Here is a 17342-nt window from a genome sequence, read left to right on the forward strand (position 1 = left end):
AAGAAGCCGTTAAAATATTGCAACGTTATACACACGATAACCCTGAGGACTTAATTGGTTGGCGCCTACTATCAGAGTCTAATATTCATATTGGTAACGAGGATGAAGATCTGGCTGCAAGAGCCGAACTTTTGGCTCTACAAGCAGACTGGAACAAAGCTATTCAATATTATACTAAGGCCTCTCAAATTACTGAACTAGGAAGCTTAAAACAAGCAAGATACGACGCTAGAATAGACGAGCTTATGGTGCAACGAGAACGGTTCGCAGCGTTTCAATAAAAGGAAAAAGTATGTCAGTGGATATCTATCACAACCCTCGGTGTTCAAAAAGCCGGCAAACTCTCGAAATTTTAATCCAACGAAATATCACACCACGGGTGATCAAATATTTGGAAACACCCCCAAATATCGATGAATTAAAGAGCTTAATGGTTAAGCTGGGCATCACACAAGTAAGGGAGATGATGAGGACAAAAGAGGTACTATATAAGGAACTTGGTTTAGCTTCAGCGGATGATGAAACTCTTCTGAAGGCAATTGCCGCACATCCTAAACTTTTAGAGCGTCCTATCGTAGTATCTAATAATAAAGCAAAACTTGGCCGCCCACCTGAGCAGGTAATTGAGATTTTATGAATTGCAAAATTGTTGTTCTTTATTTCAGCAAAAATGGTTCTACACAATCGATAGCAAAGCATATTGCGAGAGGGATAGAGTCTGTTGAAGGATGTGAAGCAATGCTTCGCACTGTTGATGGCCTCAACAAAGACACTGATCCCCAAGACCCGATTATTACGATTGAGGAACTAAAAAACTGTGATGGCCTAGCAATGGGCAGCCCTGTATGGTTTGGCAATATGGCTGCTCCCTTAAAGCATTTCTGGGACCAAACGTCATCACTGTGGATTGCGGGCTCACTGATTGATAAACCTGCTTGTGTGTTTACGTCATCATCAAGTATGCACGGTGGTCATGAGACGACGTTACAAACCATGATGTTACCTTTGTTACATCATGGCATGATGATCATGGGTATCCCATATTCAGAACCTAGACTTCATTCCACACAGTCAGGGGGAGCCCCCTACGGGGCGACGGCACTTAGCACAACGAGCCCCTCTCTTAGCGATGATGAAGCATTTCTTTCTAAGCAACTGGGGAAGCGTTTAGCGGTAACGTCACTAAAAATGAAGAGGCATTGACTATGTTAAGGGCATCATTGACCACAACACTATCTCGGATTTTCGCTTTACTGGGTAACATTGGGCTATTAATCTGGGTGCTTAGTTGGCAGCTCTCTCTCTCTCCTCATCCACATATCAATCACCTAGCTATGGCTTCTGTTTGGGCTATCCCCCTCTTACTTGCTTTACCAGGTATAATTCGTGGCAACCCCTATACGCACGCTTGGGCAAACTTCATTTTAATGTTTTATTTTCTCCATGCTCTCACTCTCATTTACATTGATGGAGGAGAACGCTGGTTAGCCAGTATAGAACTATTGATTACAACACTGGCGTTCATATCAAACATTATTTACGCCAGAGTACGAGGGCAACAGCTAGGACTTAAGCTGGATCGCTTATCTAAGGTAGAAAAAGAAGAAAAACAACGTTTCGAATCAGAACAGTAAGAAATGGGCCAAAGTCGGCCCATCTATTTCACTCTTCAATAATATCTTCCACATCCCCTTCGCCGACGGCAGGATTTGTGGAAATTTTAGGTAATGAACTGATTTTTTTACCCTGCCACTCATACTCAAGCATGATTTCAGATGGAATAATAGGGGCAGCAAGTGGCGCTTGTGCGTATGAACCGTCTTGATGCTTGACCGGCGTTTCCTCAACATTATTTTTTTCAATCACTTGAGTAATCGCAATTGAGTTCACAAAATCGGTCTTTTCAATCTTTTTGGTTTCACTTAATCGCTCCATCTCTTGCTCAAATTCTTGTTGAGTTGAGAGTAAATGAATATCAAAAGTAACCTGCCCATCCTGCACTTTCAGTATGTCTACAGCAGCAACGGAACCCAGCGCCTTGAGTTGATTCTCCAAACTAAAGAAACTAAAGGCATCATTCACTTGGTTAAACTTAACTTTTATCGATTCGGAAGATTCACTTGCTAGCACAACGGCATTATTGCGTGCGTAATAATCACTAATTTGATCGACCACTTTCTTAGCAGCATCTTGCCCTGAACTCATTCCTGATAAAGGAGCTCGACTTACACGACTCATTTTATTTGGTTTTTGATCATACAAGGTCCAACGGATTTGGTTTCCTTGTACTTTGACTAGCAAAACACCGTCAACCGGGTAACGTTCGCTTGATTTACTGATTGGCTGTACAAATCCACCCCACAAGTCTGATGTGTTGATACCCGTGACATCATCAAAATCTCCCACAGGTACTGTTAGTGGCAAGCCTCTTACCTGAGCTTGCTCTCTAACTTGCTTTAACACTTCTGAAGTAGAATGTTCCCAGACAATACTTCTCTCTGATGGCCCTTCTTCAACGATCCAAACCAGTAAATTGGCTCTTACACTCGGCCAAATAGGTAGCTGAGCTTGACTAAGTAAAGAACGAATATGCGGAGCGCTAAAACTTACTCGCAACGTTTTTTCACCTTCTCGTTGTCCGTAGCTTAATTGGGTTACATACTGTGCATTTTGTCTGAGGGCTTTAATCACAGTTTGATTTGAGGTGGCATTCCGGTCACCGGATACTCGAACGACCACAGCTTTCATTCCTTCGATTCGAGCTTGAGCATCGGCATCTTTCGATGATTGTTCACTGTTCAAAATCACTTCACTTTGAAAAACATCAACATTTGTCAAAGCAAATGATTGAAAAGAAAATGAAGCAAACATAAACAAAATGAAATAGCGCATACGCTTCCTAGTTTGTAATTGAGATACCAGCACAGATGATAAGCAACTATCACGCTTCGAGCAACAATGACAACGCAATCTTTCCTTATAAAACTCGCGATAAAGAGATCTATCAGGATTAATTGCAAACGTTTGGGATACTGCTAGAATCCTCCAAAATCTCAATGCATGTTCGATTAGGCCCAAGATCAGGAGAATTTAAAATGAAAAATGTAATACAAGGGACTCAAATGCTATTTGTCGCGTTTGGTGCCCTCGTTTTAGTGCCCTTGTTAACGGGGCTAGACCCCAGTGTTGCACTCTTTGGCGCAGGGGTTGGCACCTTACTTTTTCAGCTCACAACTCGTCGCTCCGTTCCGATATTCCTTGCCTCTTCTTTTGCCTTTATTGCACCCATTTTATTCGGAGTACAGACCTGGGGAATTCCTGCCACAATGGGCGGTTTAATGGCAGCTGGAGGTGTGTATATTTTAATGGGAATCATTATTAAATTTAAAGGCGTCGATATCATTCATAAACTTCTTCCTCCTGTAGTAGTTGGCCCAGTCATTATGGTGATTGGGCTTGGTCTTGCCCCAGTCGCAGTAAATATGGCATTAGGAAAAGGAGGAGACGGAGCTCAGCTCGTTGATGCACAAGCTTCATTGATTATTTCAGGTGCATCACTGATGACAACGATTGCTCTTAGTATCTTTGCGAAGGGCTTCTTTAGGCTTATGCCAATTTTAGGTGGTATTGTTGTAGGTTATTCAATCAGCCTAATCTATGGTGTGGTTGACTTTTCTGCGGTAACACAGGCACAGTGGTTTGCTATTCCCTCTTTTACATTGCCTGAATTTAACATCAATGCAATATTATTTATGATACCAGTTGCAATTGCACCAGCGGTTGAACACGTTGGCGATATGTTGGCCATATCCAATGTAACCGGAAAAGACTACCTGAAAAAACCGGGTCTTCATAGGACTATTGCTGGCGATGGTATCGCCACGATCGCTGCCTCAATGGTTGGTGCACCGCCTAACACTACCTATTCCGAAGTTACAGGTGCGGTAATGCTAACCAAAGCATTCAACCCCATTATCATGACTTGGGCTGCTATCAGTGCCATTACCTTAGCTTTAGTGGGTAAACTCGGCGCAGTACTTCAAACTATTCCAATGCCAGTAATGGGAGGTATCATGATCCTGTTGTTCGGCTCCATTGCAACGGTCGGACTCAATACCCTGATAAAAAATAAAGTCGATCTAAACCAATCACGTAACCTAGTTATCGTTGCAGTAACGCTGGTGTTTGGAATAGGTGGGATGGCGTTTGGTATCGGAGAGTTTAGTCTTCAGGGTGTCAGCTTGTGTGGTATTGTGGCCATTTTACTCAATTTAGTCTTACCAAAAGCATTAGGAAGCAACCATATTGTTGATAATGTACAAATAAAACCCTAGTTCCCCCAAAATAAAATGCTCGGGAGAGCGCACTATATCATGCGCTTTCCTAGTCTTAATGAAAGTACAAAGACCCAACCGACGAAAGAACGATGGATTCTACCTTTACGTAACTATTGCTAAACTGAGCTATTCACCGCTGCATAAGTGGGTGAAACGACCACGTGTTAATTCTGCAAGATCATGGGGTGAAAGCTCTATCTCTAATCCTCTTCTGCCGCCACTGACACAAATTGTTTCATACATTAATGCAGACTCATCAATAAAAGTTGCCAGTCTCTTTTTCTGTGCAATAGGACTGATTCCACCGACAAGGTAACCTGTGATCTTTTGAGCAATGTTAGGATCTGCCATTTGCGCTTTTTTAAATTTCGCAACCTTGGCGGCGAGCTTTAAATTTAGCTTTCTATCGACAGGAATAACCGCAACTGCAAGTGATTTAGGATCTGTATCCAAGCAAAATAGTAATGTTTTAAATACTTTTGCAGGATCATGCCCCAATACCTCTGCTGCCTCAAGTCCATAACTAGCTGCACTCGGATCGTGCTCATAACTGTGAATCAGAAAATCGACCTTCCTTTTCTTTGCCAGTTCTACTGCTGGTGTCATTATCCTACTCCTAAAAACAAAGCATCACTCATTAGAGTGATGCTTTGGTTATTCAATCAACTTTGATTAAATCACTATTTGTAAATGATATCACCTACTGGACGATACTTGCTGGCATCAACAGGACTGTTTGCCTCTAAATACTCTTTTAATACCTCTGCATCAACAAAGCCTGTATTTACGAAGCCTGGATGGTTGGTCAATTTAGGGTATCCATCACCACCTGAAGCATTGAAACTTGGCACAGTAAAGCGGTAGGTTTGAGATTCATTTAAAGGCTTACCTTGTATCTTAACATTCGATACTTTATTACCTTCTACTGTCATAGAAATACCTGCAAACTGAGCGTAAGCCCCTGAATCTACTGGTTTCGTTGCGACAGCATTAAGATAATCTAAAACCTCTTTCCCTGACATATCAGTATAAGTAACGATATTTGCGAATGGTTGTACGGTAAGAACATCTTTATAGGTGACCTCACCAGACGCAATCGAATCGCGTACGCCGCCAGAGTTCATTACGCCAAAGTCTGCCTTTGCTCGCTCCATATGGGCTGTTGCAATCAAGCGGCCTAAGTTAGTCTGCTTGAATCGAACAACATTTCGATCACCTTCAAGCTTGCCTTTTAGGTCGGCAATTTTAATATCGAGTTGAGCATTACCTTTTTCTTGATAAGACCGTAAGAAGCTCAATAACTCTTGATCTTCAGGAATTTCCTTTTCGATAAGAACACGCTGCTTTTTACCATTAACTTTGACTTTTTTCTTCAAATTTACTGGGATAAGGTCGTAACTTACGAGCTCTAATTCACCGTTTTTGAATTCATAGTCAGCGCGGCCTACGTACTTACCCCATTCGTGGGCTTGGACTATGTAGGTTCCATTCTGCATATCAGGCTTACATTCTTCAGACGGTTTGTAGTGCTTTTTAACCACATTTGGACCTTCCATACAGACAGGCTCTTGAGAATGCCCACCAACAATCATATCAAGAGAGCCTTCATCTAGATAACGAGCCAGAGCGACATCGCCAGGAGCATTAATTCCACGATTGCCATTTTCATAGTGACCCATATGTGTAACAGCAAAAATCAAATCCGGCTTTTCAGTCTTTTGGATCTCTGCAATAAGCTTTTTCGCTTCAACCTTTGGATCACGGAAATCAATACCACCAATAAACTCTGGGTTTCCTATTTTGGCCGTGTCTTCTGTTGTTAAACCAATTACCGCAATCTTAATACCTTGCTTGTTAAACATTTGGTAGGCTTGGAACATGCGTTGGCCAGTTTTTTTGTCATAGATATTGGCAGAGAGCATAGGGAAGTTAGCCCATTCTTGCTGCTTAAATAGAACATCAAGTGGATTATCAAATTCATGGTTCCCCAATGCCATAGCATCATAACCAATTTTGCTCATACCTTTGAAATCAGGCTCAGCATCTTGGAGATCTGATTCAGGTACACCTGTATTGATATCTCCACCGGACAGTAATAGAGTGCTTCCACCATCTGCAGCAACTTCTGCTCTCAAGCTATCAATGAGCGTTTTACGAGCAGCCATTCCATATTCACCGTATTTGTTCTGCCAAAAACGACCATGATGATCATTCGTATGCAGTACTGTGAGTTTGTAGGTTTTATCGACTTCCCACTCTTGTTGTGGAGCAGTTGCGCATCCAGCTAGTGTCGTCAGGATGGCAGCGCCGATAGCACTTTTTACGATTAGTCCTTGCTTCATTCTCATACCTTTGAGCTTTATAGACATTAAACATTGCTATTACTGCGCTGTATCAATGACGACTTAAGAATATCAATTGACGGATAACACAGTAAAACTTGCGCTAGTTTAAATTAACCGTGATTCGCTGAAAGGTCGATTTCATATTTATGCTGTATAGATCACCATAATTAATCTAAAACAGTGTAAGAGTTATAAAAAATTACAATTTGACGTTCAAAAGATCACAAGCAATCGTTTAACCTCGGAAGCAACGTCTGATTTTTGTACCCCACCAATTGCATTTAAGTTATCAAGACATACAAATCTACTATGTTGGAAAGAAAGTAATTAAGCACAAAAAAGCCGACCAAGGTCGGCTTATTAGGTTAGTTAAGCATATTAATCAATTTGGATCGTATCGAACTGTTTGATCAAATCATCCAAAGTCTTCATCTGGGCAAGAAAAGGTTCAAGCTTATTAAGAGGCAATGCAGAGGGACCATCGCAACGTGCAGCGTTGGGCTCAGGATGAGCTTCAATAAATAGCCCAGCGATTCCTGTAGCAAGTCCCGCTTTCGCCAATTCAACGGTCTGCTCTCTTCTACCACCTGATGCAGCACCTGATGGTTCTCTCATTTGTAGAGCGTGCGTTACATCAAAAATTATTGGACTTCCATTAGAAACTTTTTTCATCACGCCAAAGCCAAGCATATCGACAACAAGGTTATCATAGCCATGACAAGCCCCTCTCTCGCATAAGATAACCTTCTCGTTACCGCACTCAGCAAATTTTTCTACAATGTTCCCAATTTGATTAGGGCTCATAAATTGGGGTTTCTTTACGTTTATGACCGCATCGGTTTTCGCCATAGCTTTGACCAAATCGGTTTGTCTAGCCAGAAAAGCTGGAAGCTGGATGACGTCAACAACCTCAGCCACTGGCTGAGCCTGCTCTTCAGTATGAATGTCAGTGATAATTTTTACGCCAAATTGCGCTTTCAGTTCTTCAAATATCTTTAAACCTTCCTCTAGGCCTGGTCCTCGATAAGAATGCACTGAGCTCCGATTGGCTTTATCAAATGAGGCTTTGAAAACATAGGGAATATTCAATTTATCCGTTACTGAAACATAATGCTCACAGATTTGCATGGCAAGATCCCGAGATTCCAGAACATTCATACCACCAAAGAGCGTGAAAGGAGTATCATTGGCGACGATGATATCTCCGATTTGTACGGTTTTTTGTTTCATTTTACTGTCTCTATTCGTATCAAGTTTTGAATACTAGTGAAGTACTACCTGTGTTTCATTCATCATATTTATTTGACTTTTCAACAGCTCAATAGCGGGATCATCTGGGCATTGTTCAACAAAATATTGAAAGTCACTGGCTGCTACTTGATGACAATCTAATCGCTGATAAATATAGCCCCTATCTCTTATCTCATAAGGATCATCAGGCACAAACATTAGGGCTAAGTCAGTGCACTTTAATGCAAGGGCAAAATCTTCTTCTCGCAACAATGCCCCTTTTAGTAATGCAAGCCAACGACCGATTATTGTTGGATTATCGGCTTCAGATAAATCGTCAGAGGTTAACTTGGCAAAAGGTCCCTTGTGACCGATTAACCACCCCCTCAATGTATGCTCAGAGACGTAATCCCCATTAAATGGATCAATATATATTGGCTTTTCATTGTACCATTCCAACTTTAATAAAAACTGCGTTGGAAATGCGACTGCTTTTACCGGAAAACCAAGTTTTCGTGATAAATAGAGAAAAATAGCACCTAAACTAACCGGTATACCACGTCGGCTTTCTAATACCTTATCAATAAAACCATTTTTTGAATCAAAGTAGTGCTCTCGATCACCACCAAAGCCCCAATCGAAAAAAAACAGCCTCAATAGGGCTTCAAAACGACGCTTTTCATTTAACTCACTGATGAGTGCGAGCTCCGCTTCTTGAAGCAAGCGCTTCAGTTCTGACTCAGCCCACTCAACTCGGGTTTTTGGGTTTACTGCACGATTTAACAATAAAGCACCTTCAACCAACTCCATGGCATCAAAATCTTCGTCATACAACTCAAACATATTGGTAACCGTTACCCCTCTAACCAAACGACTAACCGAAAAGAAAAGGCGTTTTAGTCACTGCTAATTTTCCGGCCATAGCCAACCAACCGATAGCACCTAAAAAGGCAAACGTTCGCAAAAGTTTATTTTTGCCTAATTTGAGCGCGAAAAAGCCCAAGGCAATATAAACCAGCACACAAGAAATTTTTTCCGTTAGCCAAGGTGCGGCCGGAGTAAATGGTATAAAACCCGTTATTACAACAAGACCGATTCCAGATACCAACAAGAATGTATCGTTAATATGTGGAAATACCTTCAAAAATTTTTTTTCCAGCATAGCTGACTCCATCATCATTAACACATACCTTACAGACAGCAAGGTTGCACTAATAACAACAGTCAACAGATGGAAGTGTTTTAATCCTTCGTACATTGCTATTTCTCTTATTCCAGTGTGTTAAAACGACCAACCGTTACACGATCTCGATGACCATAATCTTGAAAGGTCTCTACTTGGTCATAGCCAAGCGTTTCTAATAATGTTCTAACAGGTTCGCCCTGATCGAGGCCATGTTCAAAAAGCAGCCATCCCCCTTCAAGTAAGTGCTCAGGTGCTTGTTTGGCAATAACCTCAATATCAGCCAAACCTTGTTTTTCGGACACAAGGGCTGATAGAGGTTCAAATCTTACATCACCCTCAGACAAATGAGGATCATCACTCTCAATATACGGAGGATTTGATACAATTAAGGCGAATTTAGCATCATGATCCAACGGTTCAAACCAGCTACCGAATAAGAACTGAGCGTTTTTTATAGATAGTCTCTCAGCATTGTCTTGTGCAATGTGCTGAGCCTCTTGTTTTAGATCAACGCCCCATACATTACGATCGGGGAGCTCTGATGCTAAGGCCAGTGCGATGGCACCAGTTCCTGTCCCCAAATCTAATATGTCACCTTTCACCAAAGTCGATTTCTCTAAGGCCAATTCCACTAATCTTTCAGTGTCGGGGCGAGGAATGAGTGTAGAGGAGGAGACTTTCAAGTTTAAAGACCAGAATTCTCTCTCACCAACAATGTAAGCGACTGGCTCTCCACTCTCTCGACGCTTAACCAACTCATTGAATTTATTGACAACTTCAGACTCAACTGTACGATCAGGCCACGTCATTAGATAAGAACGAGGCCTGTCTAATACATGGCATAAAAGCACAGAGGCATCAAGTGTGGCACTCTCACTACCGCTTTCCGTCAACGTCTTGCGAGCATCTTTTAAAAGGTTATCTATGGTGACGCATTCAGACATGGTTAATGACTTTCTGCCAAAGCAGCAAGTTGATCGGCTTGATGCTCTTGTAATACAGGGTCAATAAGACTCGACACATCACCTTCCATCACCTCATTAAGGCGATACAAAGTAAGGTTTATTCTGTGGTCAGAAACTCGGCCCTGAGGGTAGTTGTAAGTCCGAATTCGATCACTTCGGTCTCCAGAACCAAGTAAGTTACGACGAGTATCTGACTCTTCAGCAGCGCGCTTGGCCTCTTCTGCCTGAATAATACGAGCAGCTAGCACAGCCATTGCCTTAGCTTTATTTTTGTGTTGAGAGCGCTCATCTTGACACTCAACCACAGTTCCTGTTGGAAGGTGAGTAATCCGAATCGCTGAATCTGTTGTGTTAACGTGCTGACCACCAGCTCCTGAAGCTCTGAATGTGTCAATTTTCAGATCAGCCGCTTTAATTTCCGGAATTTCGGCTTCAGGGATCTCTGCCATGATAGCAACGGTACAAGCTGACGTATGTACTCGCCCTTGAGATTCAGTCGCAGGAACTCGTTGAACTCTATGGCCGCCCGATTCGAACTTCATAATACCGTAAGCACCTTCACCCGATACCTTGGCGATCATCTCCTTATACCCACCATGCTCAGCTTCATTTGAGGACATAACTTCGATTCGCCAACCTTTTTTCTCTGCAAATTTGCTATACATACGGAATAAGTCACCAGCAAATATACCTGCTTCATCTCCTCCAGCTCCCGCACGAATTTCCAAAAAGCAATTACGGTCATCATTAGGGTCTTTTGGTAAAAGCAGAATTTGTAGCTCTTCGCTGAGATTTTCAATGGCTTGCTTTGATTGTGCTATTTCCTCTTGGGCCATTTCACGCATTTCTTCATCTTCTTCTTTCGCCATTTCTTCGGCGGCAGTGAGATCTTCTTGCGCTTGTTGAAAAGCTTGGAAACACTTTGTCACTTCTTCAAGTTGGGAATACTCTTTTGATAACGAGCGAAATTTATCCTGATCACCAATAATCTCAGGATCACCGAGTAAATGCTGAACTTCTTCATAACGCTCAACCAATGTTTCTAATTTAGTTAAAATAGAGGCTTTCATATTTTCTTAAACTCAATTTTTTGTTCTTATTCAACTCTCTAAGAGTCGTCCAATCCCAAACTTTGTCTGATAGTGGCAAGCCTTGCAGGCTCGCCTTTTTCCGCTGCACTTTGTAAAGCACGAGTCGGAGCATGTATTAATTTATTTGTTAGCTTGTTGCTCAATTCCAATAGAACCTGTTCAGCATCCGTGCCAGAAGCAAGAGATTGTAAGCTTTTACTTAGTAACTCTTCACGAATTTCGTTCGCTGATTGACGATACTCTTTGATACTATCTACTGCTTGGAGAGAACGCATCCATGACATAAATGCGGCGCTTTCCTCACTAACAATAGCTTCAGCTTGGATCGCTTCAATTTTTCTCTGTTCAATATTACTATCTACTATCGACTGTAAATCATCGACAGAATATAGATAAGCGTCATTTAGATCACCAACTTGTGATTCAATATCACGAGGAACAGCAATATCAACAAACAGCATCGGCTGACATCTTCTTGCTTTTAAGGCAGATTCCACCATACCTTTACCAATGATCGGAAGAGGGCTCGCCGTGGAACTGATGACAATATCCGCTTTCGCGAGATGATTGGGTATATCGGGAAGGCCAATAATCTCAGCACCGAATTGTTCTGCCAAAGGTAGTGCACGCTCGCGAGTTCGGTTAGCAACGATAATTTTCTTACAACCGTTGCTTGCAAGATGTTTTGCGACAAGTTCAATGGTATCTCCTGCACCGACTAGCAGGACCGTTGACTTAGTCAAAGATTCAAAAATGTGCTTAGCAAGGGTACAAGCCGCATACGCAACAGAAACAGCATTACCACCAATATCTGTCTCAGTGCGAACACGCTTTGCTACAGAAAATGCTTTTTGAAAAAGCTTTTCCATCGCAGAATCAACCACCTGACTTCCCCGAGAGTCGAAGAAAGCTTGTTTAACCTGGCCTAAAATTTGCGGCTCGCCTAACACCAATGAATCTAATCCACAAGCCACTCTCATCAAGTGCCTAATTGCGGCTTGTTCTTCGTGTATATAAAGGCTAGGTTTAAGATCCTCTGGTGTGACCGCATGGAAACAAGACAGCCACTCAATAAGCCTGCTTTTACCACCGGGCTTAATATCGCAATAAATTTCTGTACGATTACAAGTCGATACGATGACACCAGAAAAAACAGCAGAATGCTCACTTAGCTGCTTAAGTGCTTCAGGTAATTTTTCAGGACCGAACGCAACTTTCTCGCGTAACTCTACTGAGGCCGTATTATGATTAATACCAATAGCAAGCAAAGACATCTATCTTGGTTTCTCTGAGTCATACAATCAAAAGACAAGAAAAGAATTTTACTTGATGACCCCGTTTATTGAAAGGGGAATCAAGATATGTTTTCTTCTGTAATTAAATTCAATGTTATAGTCTCCCTATTCTCTAACTAGATAGCCACCACTCAAATCGATGCTCAAAATTTATCTCAAACCTATTTTTTCTGCGTTATTCATTGTATTTGTTCTGGGCGGATGTGCGACCCTCGACAGTACAACCAATGTTGAATGGAAAGCACACCAACAACGCCTATTGTCCCTTGAAGCTTATAAAGCTAGCGGAAAACTAGCCTATATTTCCCCTGCCCAACGTCAATCACTGAACTTTCAATGGTCCTTATCAACTTCAAAACTCAACTTACGTTTAACTACGTTTTTAGGCCAGACAGCACTCAACATGACATCCAATGCAAACACGGCTCGCGTAGAAACATATGATGATCATATTTATCAAGCAGAAACAGCCGAAGAACTGATTACTCAACTCACTGGACTTAAGATACCGGTTAATCCACTAAAAAAGTGGCTAGTTGGCCTTCCTGCTGATGTTGATAATTATACGCTAAACCCGACAAATACGCTGGCATCATTAACAAAGACGGTGGATGGTAAATTGTGGCAAGTCGACTATTTGGGCTATCAGGATGTTGATTACGAAAAAAGATCCATACCACTACCCAGCAGAATTCGCTTAACTCAGGGTGATACGTCTATCAAGCTGATTATTTCAACATGGACTCTTAACAATGATTAAAACGACCAGTGTTTGGCCCTCTCCAGCGAAACTCAATTTATTCCTTTATATTAATCGGCAACGCAATGATGGATATCATGAACTGCAAACTCTTTTTCAGTTTATAGATTTTGGAGATGAGCTAACAATAACGGCGAATACCAGCGGTGAAATTACTTTATCTCCCGAACTTCCGTCTGTTCCTACCCAACACAATCTAATTTGGAAAGCAGCCACTCAGTTTCAAGAATTTACAAATTCAAGTTTGGGAGCACATATTGAATTAAAAAAATCGCTACCTATGGGAGGAGGCATTGGTGGTGGCTCATCAAATGCAGCAACCACTCTAATTGCCCTCAATTACCTCTGGGAAACGAACGTGTCATTAGATGTACTGGCACAACTAGGTCTAAAACTCGGTGCTGATGTCCCCGTATTTATTAAAGGAATGGCGGCTTTCGCAGAAGGTGTCGGTGAAAAAATAATCGCAGCATACCCTGAAGAAAAATGGTATCTGGTGGTAAAGCCAAACATTTCGATTTCTACAGCCGATATTTTTTCTCACCCCTCATTGACTAGAAATACACCAAAACAGTCATTATCAACTCTTTTGAGCCAACCTTACGAAAACGATTGCGAAAAAATTGTTAGATTGCTCTATCCAGAGGTTGATAAGCAACTTTCTTGGCTGCTACAATACGCGCCGTCGCGGTTGACTGGAACAGGATCATGCATTTTTTCTGAGTTTTCAACGAAGAAAGAAGCAGAAGAGATTCTGAAGACACTTCCCGACAGTGTCTCTGCGTTTGTCGCCAAGGGAAAAAATACTTCACCTTTGCATGAGATACTGGCTAAAAGCTACTTAGCCGATATACAATCTAATTAAAACTGGACGCAACCTGAGGTTTCCACCGTGCCTGATATGAAGCTATTTGCTGGTAATGCTACACCTGAACTAGCCCAACGTATTGCTGACCGTTTATACATCTCTCTTGGTGATGCAACTGTCTCTCGTTTTTCTGATGGTGAAGTCGCCGTCCAGATCAACGAAAATGTTCGCGGAAGCGATGTTTTTATCATCCAATCAACATGTGCCCCCACCAACGATAACCTAATGGAACTGGTTGTAATGATCGATGCTATGCGTCGTGCCTCAGCCGGGCGTATTACTGCCGTGATACCTTACTTTGGTTATGCAAGACAAGATCGTCGAGTTCGCTCAGCCCGTGTTCCCATCACGGCCAAAGTTGTCGCTGACTTTCTCTCAAATGTCGGTGTCGATAGAGTACTTACTATTGACCTCCATGCCGAACAGATTCAGGGCTTCTTCGACGTTCCCGTTGATAACATTTTTGGAACCCCAGTGTTACTGGAAGACATGGAGAATCGTGGTTTAGAAAACCCTGTTGTAGTTTCTCCAGACTTAGGTGGAGTCGTTCGTGCAAGGGCAACAGCGAAAGCTCTCGGTGACATCGATATTGCAATTGTTGACAAAAGGCGCCCAAGAGCCAATGTCTCTGAGGTCATGAACCTTATTGGCGATGTAAAAGATCGCGACTGCGTCATCGTTGATGACATGATTGACACAGGTGGAACCCTCTGTAAAGCTGCAGAAGCGCTCAAAGAGCGCGGGGCAAAACGTGTTTTTGCCTACGCAACTCATGCGGTTTTCTCTGGAAATGCTGCTCACAACATCGGAAACTCGGTCTTGGATCAGGTTATTATAACGGACTCAATAACGATACCAAAAGAAATTGTCGCAACAGGTAAAGTGACAACTCTTAGCCTATCAAGAATGCTCGCAGAAGCTATTCGCCGTATCAGTAACGAAGAATCAATCTCTGCAATGTTTAACTAAAAATTTAGTTACACTTATAATGACGCTCCCAACAGGAGCGTTTTTTTATTGCTGAATAAAAGAAAGTAATCCCTATCTCCCGATTTTAAGATTATGTGGTATCATGTCGCGTTTTTTACGCTACCGAAAGAGATCTAAATATTGAGCCAGCCTATTAAACTTCTTGTTGGACTTGCAAATCCGGGTCCCGAATACACTAGAACTCGGCATAATGCCGGAGCTTGGGTAGTCGAAGAACTTGCTCGTAACCATAATGTGTTGCTCAAAAATGACAGTAAGTTTTTTGGTTTAACTGGAAGGATCATGATCGATGGTCAAGATCTTCGCTTGCTTATTCCAACGACCTATATGAATCTCTCTGGTAAGTCCGTCGCGGCTATGGCGAAATTCTATCAAATTAAGCCTGAAGAAATCATGATAGCGCACGATGAATTAGATTTACCTCCAGGTATTGCTAAGTTTAAAAAAGGTGGGGGGCACGGCGGGCATAATGGCCTCAAAGACACCATCAGTAAACTAGCTAATTGTAAAGATTTCTACCGCCTCAGGATTGGTATTGGCCATCCTGGGCATAAAGATAGAGTGGCCGGTTTTGTGTTAGGCAAAGCACCGGAAAAAGAACAAGCTCTGCTGGATGCTGCAACAGATGAGTCTGTACGCTGTATTGATATCCTCTTAAAAGATGGACTAGCAAGAGCACAAAATCGTTTACACACGTTCAAAGCTGAATAAGGTTATTATCATGGGTTTTAAATGTGGCATCGTAGGCCTACCAAATGTTGGTAAGTCAACTCTGTTTAATGCACTAACAAAAGCGGGAATTGAAGCTGCAAACTTCCCGTTCTGTACTATCGAACCAAACACTGGCATCGTACCTGTACCCGATCTTCGTCTGGACGCCTTAGCCAATATTGTGAATCCACAAAAAATTATCCCGACGACAATGGAGTTTGTTGATATCGCAGGGCTCGTCGCCGGGGCATCTAGGGGTGAAGGTTTAGGAAATAAATTCCTAGCCAACATACGAGAAACGGATGCTATTGGGCACGTTGTTCGCTGCTTTGAAAACGAAAATATTGTTCACGTTGCAGGAAAAGTATCCCCTATCGAAGACATTGAGGTGATCAACCTTGAACTAGCGATGGCCGATTTAGACTCGTGCGAACGTGCAATTCAACGCAATGCAAAAAAAGCTAAAGGTGGCGACAAAGACGCTAAATTTGAGCTTACCGTTTTAGAGAAATTACTACCTATCCTTACCGAAGGAGGAATGGCTCGTACCGTCGAATTGGCAAAAGAAGAATTGGCTGCCATTGGCTACCTGAATTTCCTCACTCTTAAGCCAACCATGTACATCGCGAACGTTAACGAAGATGGTTTCGAAGACAATCCATACCTAGATGCAGTAAAAGAATACGCAGAATCTGAAAATAACGTGGTTGTTGCAGTTTGCGCTGCTATCGAGTCTGAGCTTTCCGAATTAGAAGATGAAGACAGAGAAGAGTTCCTTGCTGACATGGGAATTGAAGAACCAGGGCTAAACCGTGTTATTCGCTCTGGTTATGAGCTGCTCACTTTACATACTTACTTCACCGCAGGTGTAAAGGAAGTTAGAGCCTGGACCATCCCCCTGGGTGCGACAGCTCCACAAGCAGCAGGAAAGATCCACACTGATTTTGAAAAAGGATTTATCCGCGCTGAAGTCGTAGGCTACGATGATTTTATTGAGTACAAAGGCGAAAGTGGTGCCAAAGATGCCGGTAAATGGCGTTTAGAAGGCAAAGATTACGTCGTTAAAGATGGTGATGTTGTTCATTTCCGTTTCAATGTCTAAAAAGCCGCAGATATTTGAGTTTACAAGCCAGCAATAGTTGCTGGCTTTTTATTTTTATATTTTTTCATCCCACATAGTGTTCACATAAAAGTTACTAGCAACACGCCACTTTTTGATCAATTCCATGGCGCTTTGCTCAAAAAGAAACCGAACAGTTGATTTGTAGTGATTTATTCAAAAAAACTATTGACGGTTTTGTCTCAACTTCGCATAATGCGCGCCGTTCCCAATAATATTACTTGTTGTTGTCGAACATAATTATGGCTACGTAGCTCAGCTGGTTAGAGCACATCACTCATAATGATGGGGTCACAGGTTCGAATCCCGTCGTAGCCACCATAACTCTGCGGAAGTGGCGGAATTGGTAGACGCACCAGATTTAGGTTCTGGCGCCGCAAGGTGTGAGAGTTCAAGTCTCTCCTTCCGCACCATTTTAAATGGTGAAGAGTTATATCCGTAGGT

The 17342-nt window shown here is 42.2% G+C and carries 18 protein-coding genes, 2 tRNA genes and 1 pseudogene; 12 read left to right on the forward strand and 9 right to left on the reverse strand.

Translation table 11 applies throughout. The features are described 5' to 3' along the window. The 4 genes and pseudogenes from RH40_RS14040 to RH40_RS14055 all read left to right on the forward strand — a co-directional run. Positions 1–281, forward strand: a pseudogene (locus tag RH40_RS14040) (beta-barrel assembly-enhancing protease); the annotation flags it as partial. An 11-nt stretch (positions 282–292) separates the two neighbouring features. Then, positions 293–637, forward strand: coding sequence for an arsenate reductase (glutaredoxin) (gene arsC, locus RH40_RS14045; RefSeq protein ID WP_009602251.1), 345 nt, complete (start codon positions 293–295; stop codon positions 635–637). Beyond that, positions 634–1203, forward strand: a complete 570-nt coding sequence (gene wrbA, locus RH40_RS14050) for an NAD(P)H:quinone oxidoreductase (RefSeq protein ID WP_009602253.1) — start codon at positions 634–636, stop codon at positions 1201–1203. Before arsC ends, wrbA begins: the two co-directional genes overlap by 4 nt. A 2-nt stretch (positions 1204–1205) precedes the next feature. Beyond that, positions 1206–1634 (forward strand): DUF2069 domain-containing protein, encoded by a 429-nt coding sequence (locus tag RH40_RS14055; RefSeq protein WP_009602254.1) that lies wholly within the window; start codon positions 1206–1208, stop codon positions 1632–1634. Between the two features lie 28 nt (positions 1635–1662). On the opposite strand, the gene RH40_RS14060 is transcribed toward RH40_RS14055, so the two are convergent. Further along, positions 1663–2892 carry a DUF2066 domain-containing protein gene (locus RH40_RS14060; RefSeq protein ID WP_009602255.1) on the reverse strand — a complete coding sequence of 410 codons (1230 nt, stop codon included), beginning with the start codon at positions 2890–2892 and terminating at the stop codon, positions 1663–1665. 203 nt (positions 2893–3095) lie between these two features. Here RH40_RS14060 and RH40_RS14065 point away from each other — a divergent pair, with 203 nt between their 5' ends. Next, complete coding sequence (locus RH40_RS14065) at positions 3096–4334, forward strand: uracil-xanthine permease family protein (protein ID WP_009602256.1); 1239 nt, start codon at positions 3096–3098, stop codon at positions 4332–4334. A gap of 129 nt (positions 4335–4463) precedes the next feature. On the opposite strand, the gene ybaK is transcribed toward RH40_RS14065, so the two are convergent. From ybaK to hemA, 8 genes are all read right to left on the reverse strand, one after another. Further along, the gene (gene ybaK, locus RH40_RS14070) at positions 4464–4943 is read right to left on the reverse strand and encodes a Cys-tRNA(Pro) deacylase (protein ID WP_009602257.1); all 480 of its coding nucleotides are present in this window, start codon (positions 4941–4943) and stop codon (positions 4464–4466) included. A 74-nt stretch (positions 4944–5017) separates the two neighbouring features. Further along, positions 5018–6679, reverse strand: coding sequence for a bifunctional UDP-sugar hydrolase/5'-nucleotidase UshA (ushA, locus tag RH40_RS14075; RefSeq protein ID WP_009602258.1), 1662 nt, complete (start codon positions 6677–6679; stop codon positions 5018–5020). A gap of 381 nt (positions 6680–7060) precedes the next feature. Then, positions 7061–7912 carry a 3-deoxy-8-phosphooctulonate synthase gene (gene kdsA, locus RH40_RS14080; RefSeq protein WP_009602259.1) on the reverse strand — a complete coding sequence of 284 codons (852 nt, stop codon included), beginning with the start codon at positions 7910–7912 and terminating at the stop codon, positions 7061–7063. A 33-nt stretch (positions 7913–7945) separates the two neighbouring features. Then, complete coding sequence (locus RH40_RS14085) at positions 7946–8755, reverse strand: SirB1 family protein (RefSeq protein WP_009602260.1); 810 nt, start codon at positions 8753–8755, stop codon at positions 7946–7948. Between the two features lie 31 nt (positions 8756–8786). Continuing rightward, on the reverse strand, positions 8787–9170 hold the full coding sequence (locus RH40_RS14090; RefSeq protein ID WP_009602261.1) for a SirB2 family protein: 384 nt from the start codon (positions 9168–9170) through the stop codon (positions 8787–8789). 11 nt (positions 9171–9181) lie between these two features. Continuing rightward, positions 9182–10042, reverse strand: coding sequence for a peptide chain release factor N(5)-glutamine methyltransferase (gene prmC, locus RH40_RS14095; protein WP_009602262.1), 861 nt, complete (start codon positions 10040–10042; stop codon positions 9182–9184). 2 nt (positions 10043–10044) lie between these two features. Beyond that, positions 10045–11133, reverse strand: coding sequence for a peptide chain release factor 1 (gene prfA / locus RH40_RS14100; RefSeq protein ID WP_009602263.1), 1089 nt, complete (start codon positions 11131–11133; stop codon positions 10045–10047). A 38-nt stretch (positions 11134–11171) separates the two neighbouring features. After that, complete coding sequence (gene hemA, locus RH40_RS14105; protein ID WP_009602264.1) at positions 11172–12428, reverse strand: glutamyl-tRNA reductase; 1257 nt, start codon at positions 12426–12428, stop codon at positions 11172–11174. A gap of 160 nt (positions 12429–12588) precedes the next feature. On the opposite strand from hemA, the gene lolB reads away from it, so the two are divergent. From lolB to RH40_RS14140, 7 genes are all read left to right on the forward strand, one after another. After that, positions 12589–13209, forward strand: a complete 621-nt coding sequence (gene lolB, locus RH40_RS14110; RefSeq protein ID WP_009602265.1) for a lipoprotein insertase outer membrane protein LolB — start codon at positions 12589–12591, stop codon at positions 13207–13209. Beyond that, the gene (gene ispE, locus RH40_RS14115) at positions 13202–14074 is read left to right on the forward strand and encodes a 4-(cytidine 5'-diphospho)-2-C-methyl-D-erythritol kinase (protein ID WP_009602266.1); all 873 of its coding nucleotides are present in this window, start codon (positions 13202–13204) and stop codon (positions 14072–14074) included. The genes lolB and ispE overlap by 8 nt, the downstream gene beginning before the upstream one ends. Positions 14075–14101: 27 nt before the next feature. Continuing rightward, the gene (locus RH40_RS14120) at positions 14102–15046 is read left to right on the forward strand and encodes a ribose-phosphate pyrophosphokinase (protein ID WP_009602267.1); all 945 of its coding nucleotides are present in this window, start codon (positions 14102–14104) and stop codon (positions 15044–15046) included. Between the two features lie 141 nt (positions 15047–15187). Next, positions 15188–15778: an aminoacyl-tRNA hydrolase gene (gene pth / locus RH40_RS14125; protein WP_009602268.1), complete on the forward strand. Its 591-nt coding sequence runs from the start codon at positions 15188–15190 to the stop codon at positions 15776–15778. A 10-nt stretch (positions 15779–15788) separates the two neighbouring features. Continuing rightward, positions 15789–16880 carry a redox-regulated ATPase YchF gene (gene ychF, locus RH40_RS14130; protein WP_009602269.1) on the forward strand — a complete coding sequence of 364 codons (1092 nt, stop codon included), beginning with the start codon at positions 15789–15791 and terminating at the stop codon, positions 16878–16880. Between the two features lie 262 nt (positions 16881–17142). Continuing rightward, positions 17143–17219, forward strand: a tRNA-Met gene (locus tag RH40_RS14135). Positions 17220–17226: 7 nt separating this feature from the next. After that, positions 17227–17311: transfer RNA gene (locus RH40_RS14140), tRNA-Leu, on the forward strand. Positions 17312–17342: the final 31 nt, after the last annotated feature.

The sequence above is a fragment of the Vibrio caribbeanicus ATCC BAA-2122 genome (genome assembly GCF_000165125.1).
GTDB lineage: Bacteria > Pseudomonadota > Gammaproteobacteria > Enterobacterales > Vibrionaceae > Vibrio > Vibrio caribbeanicus.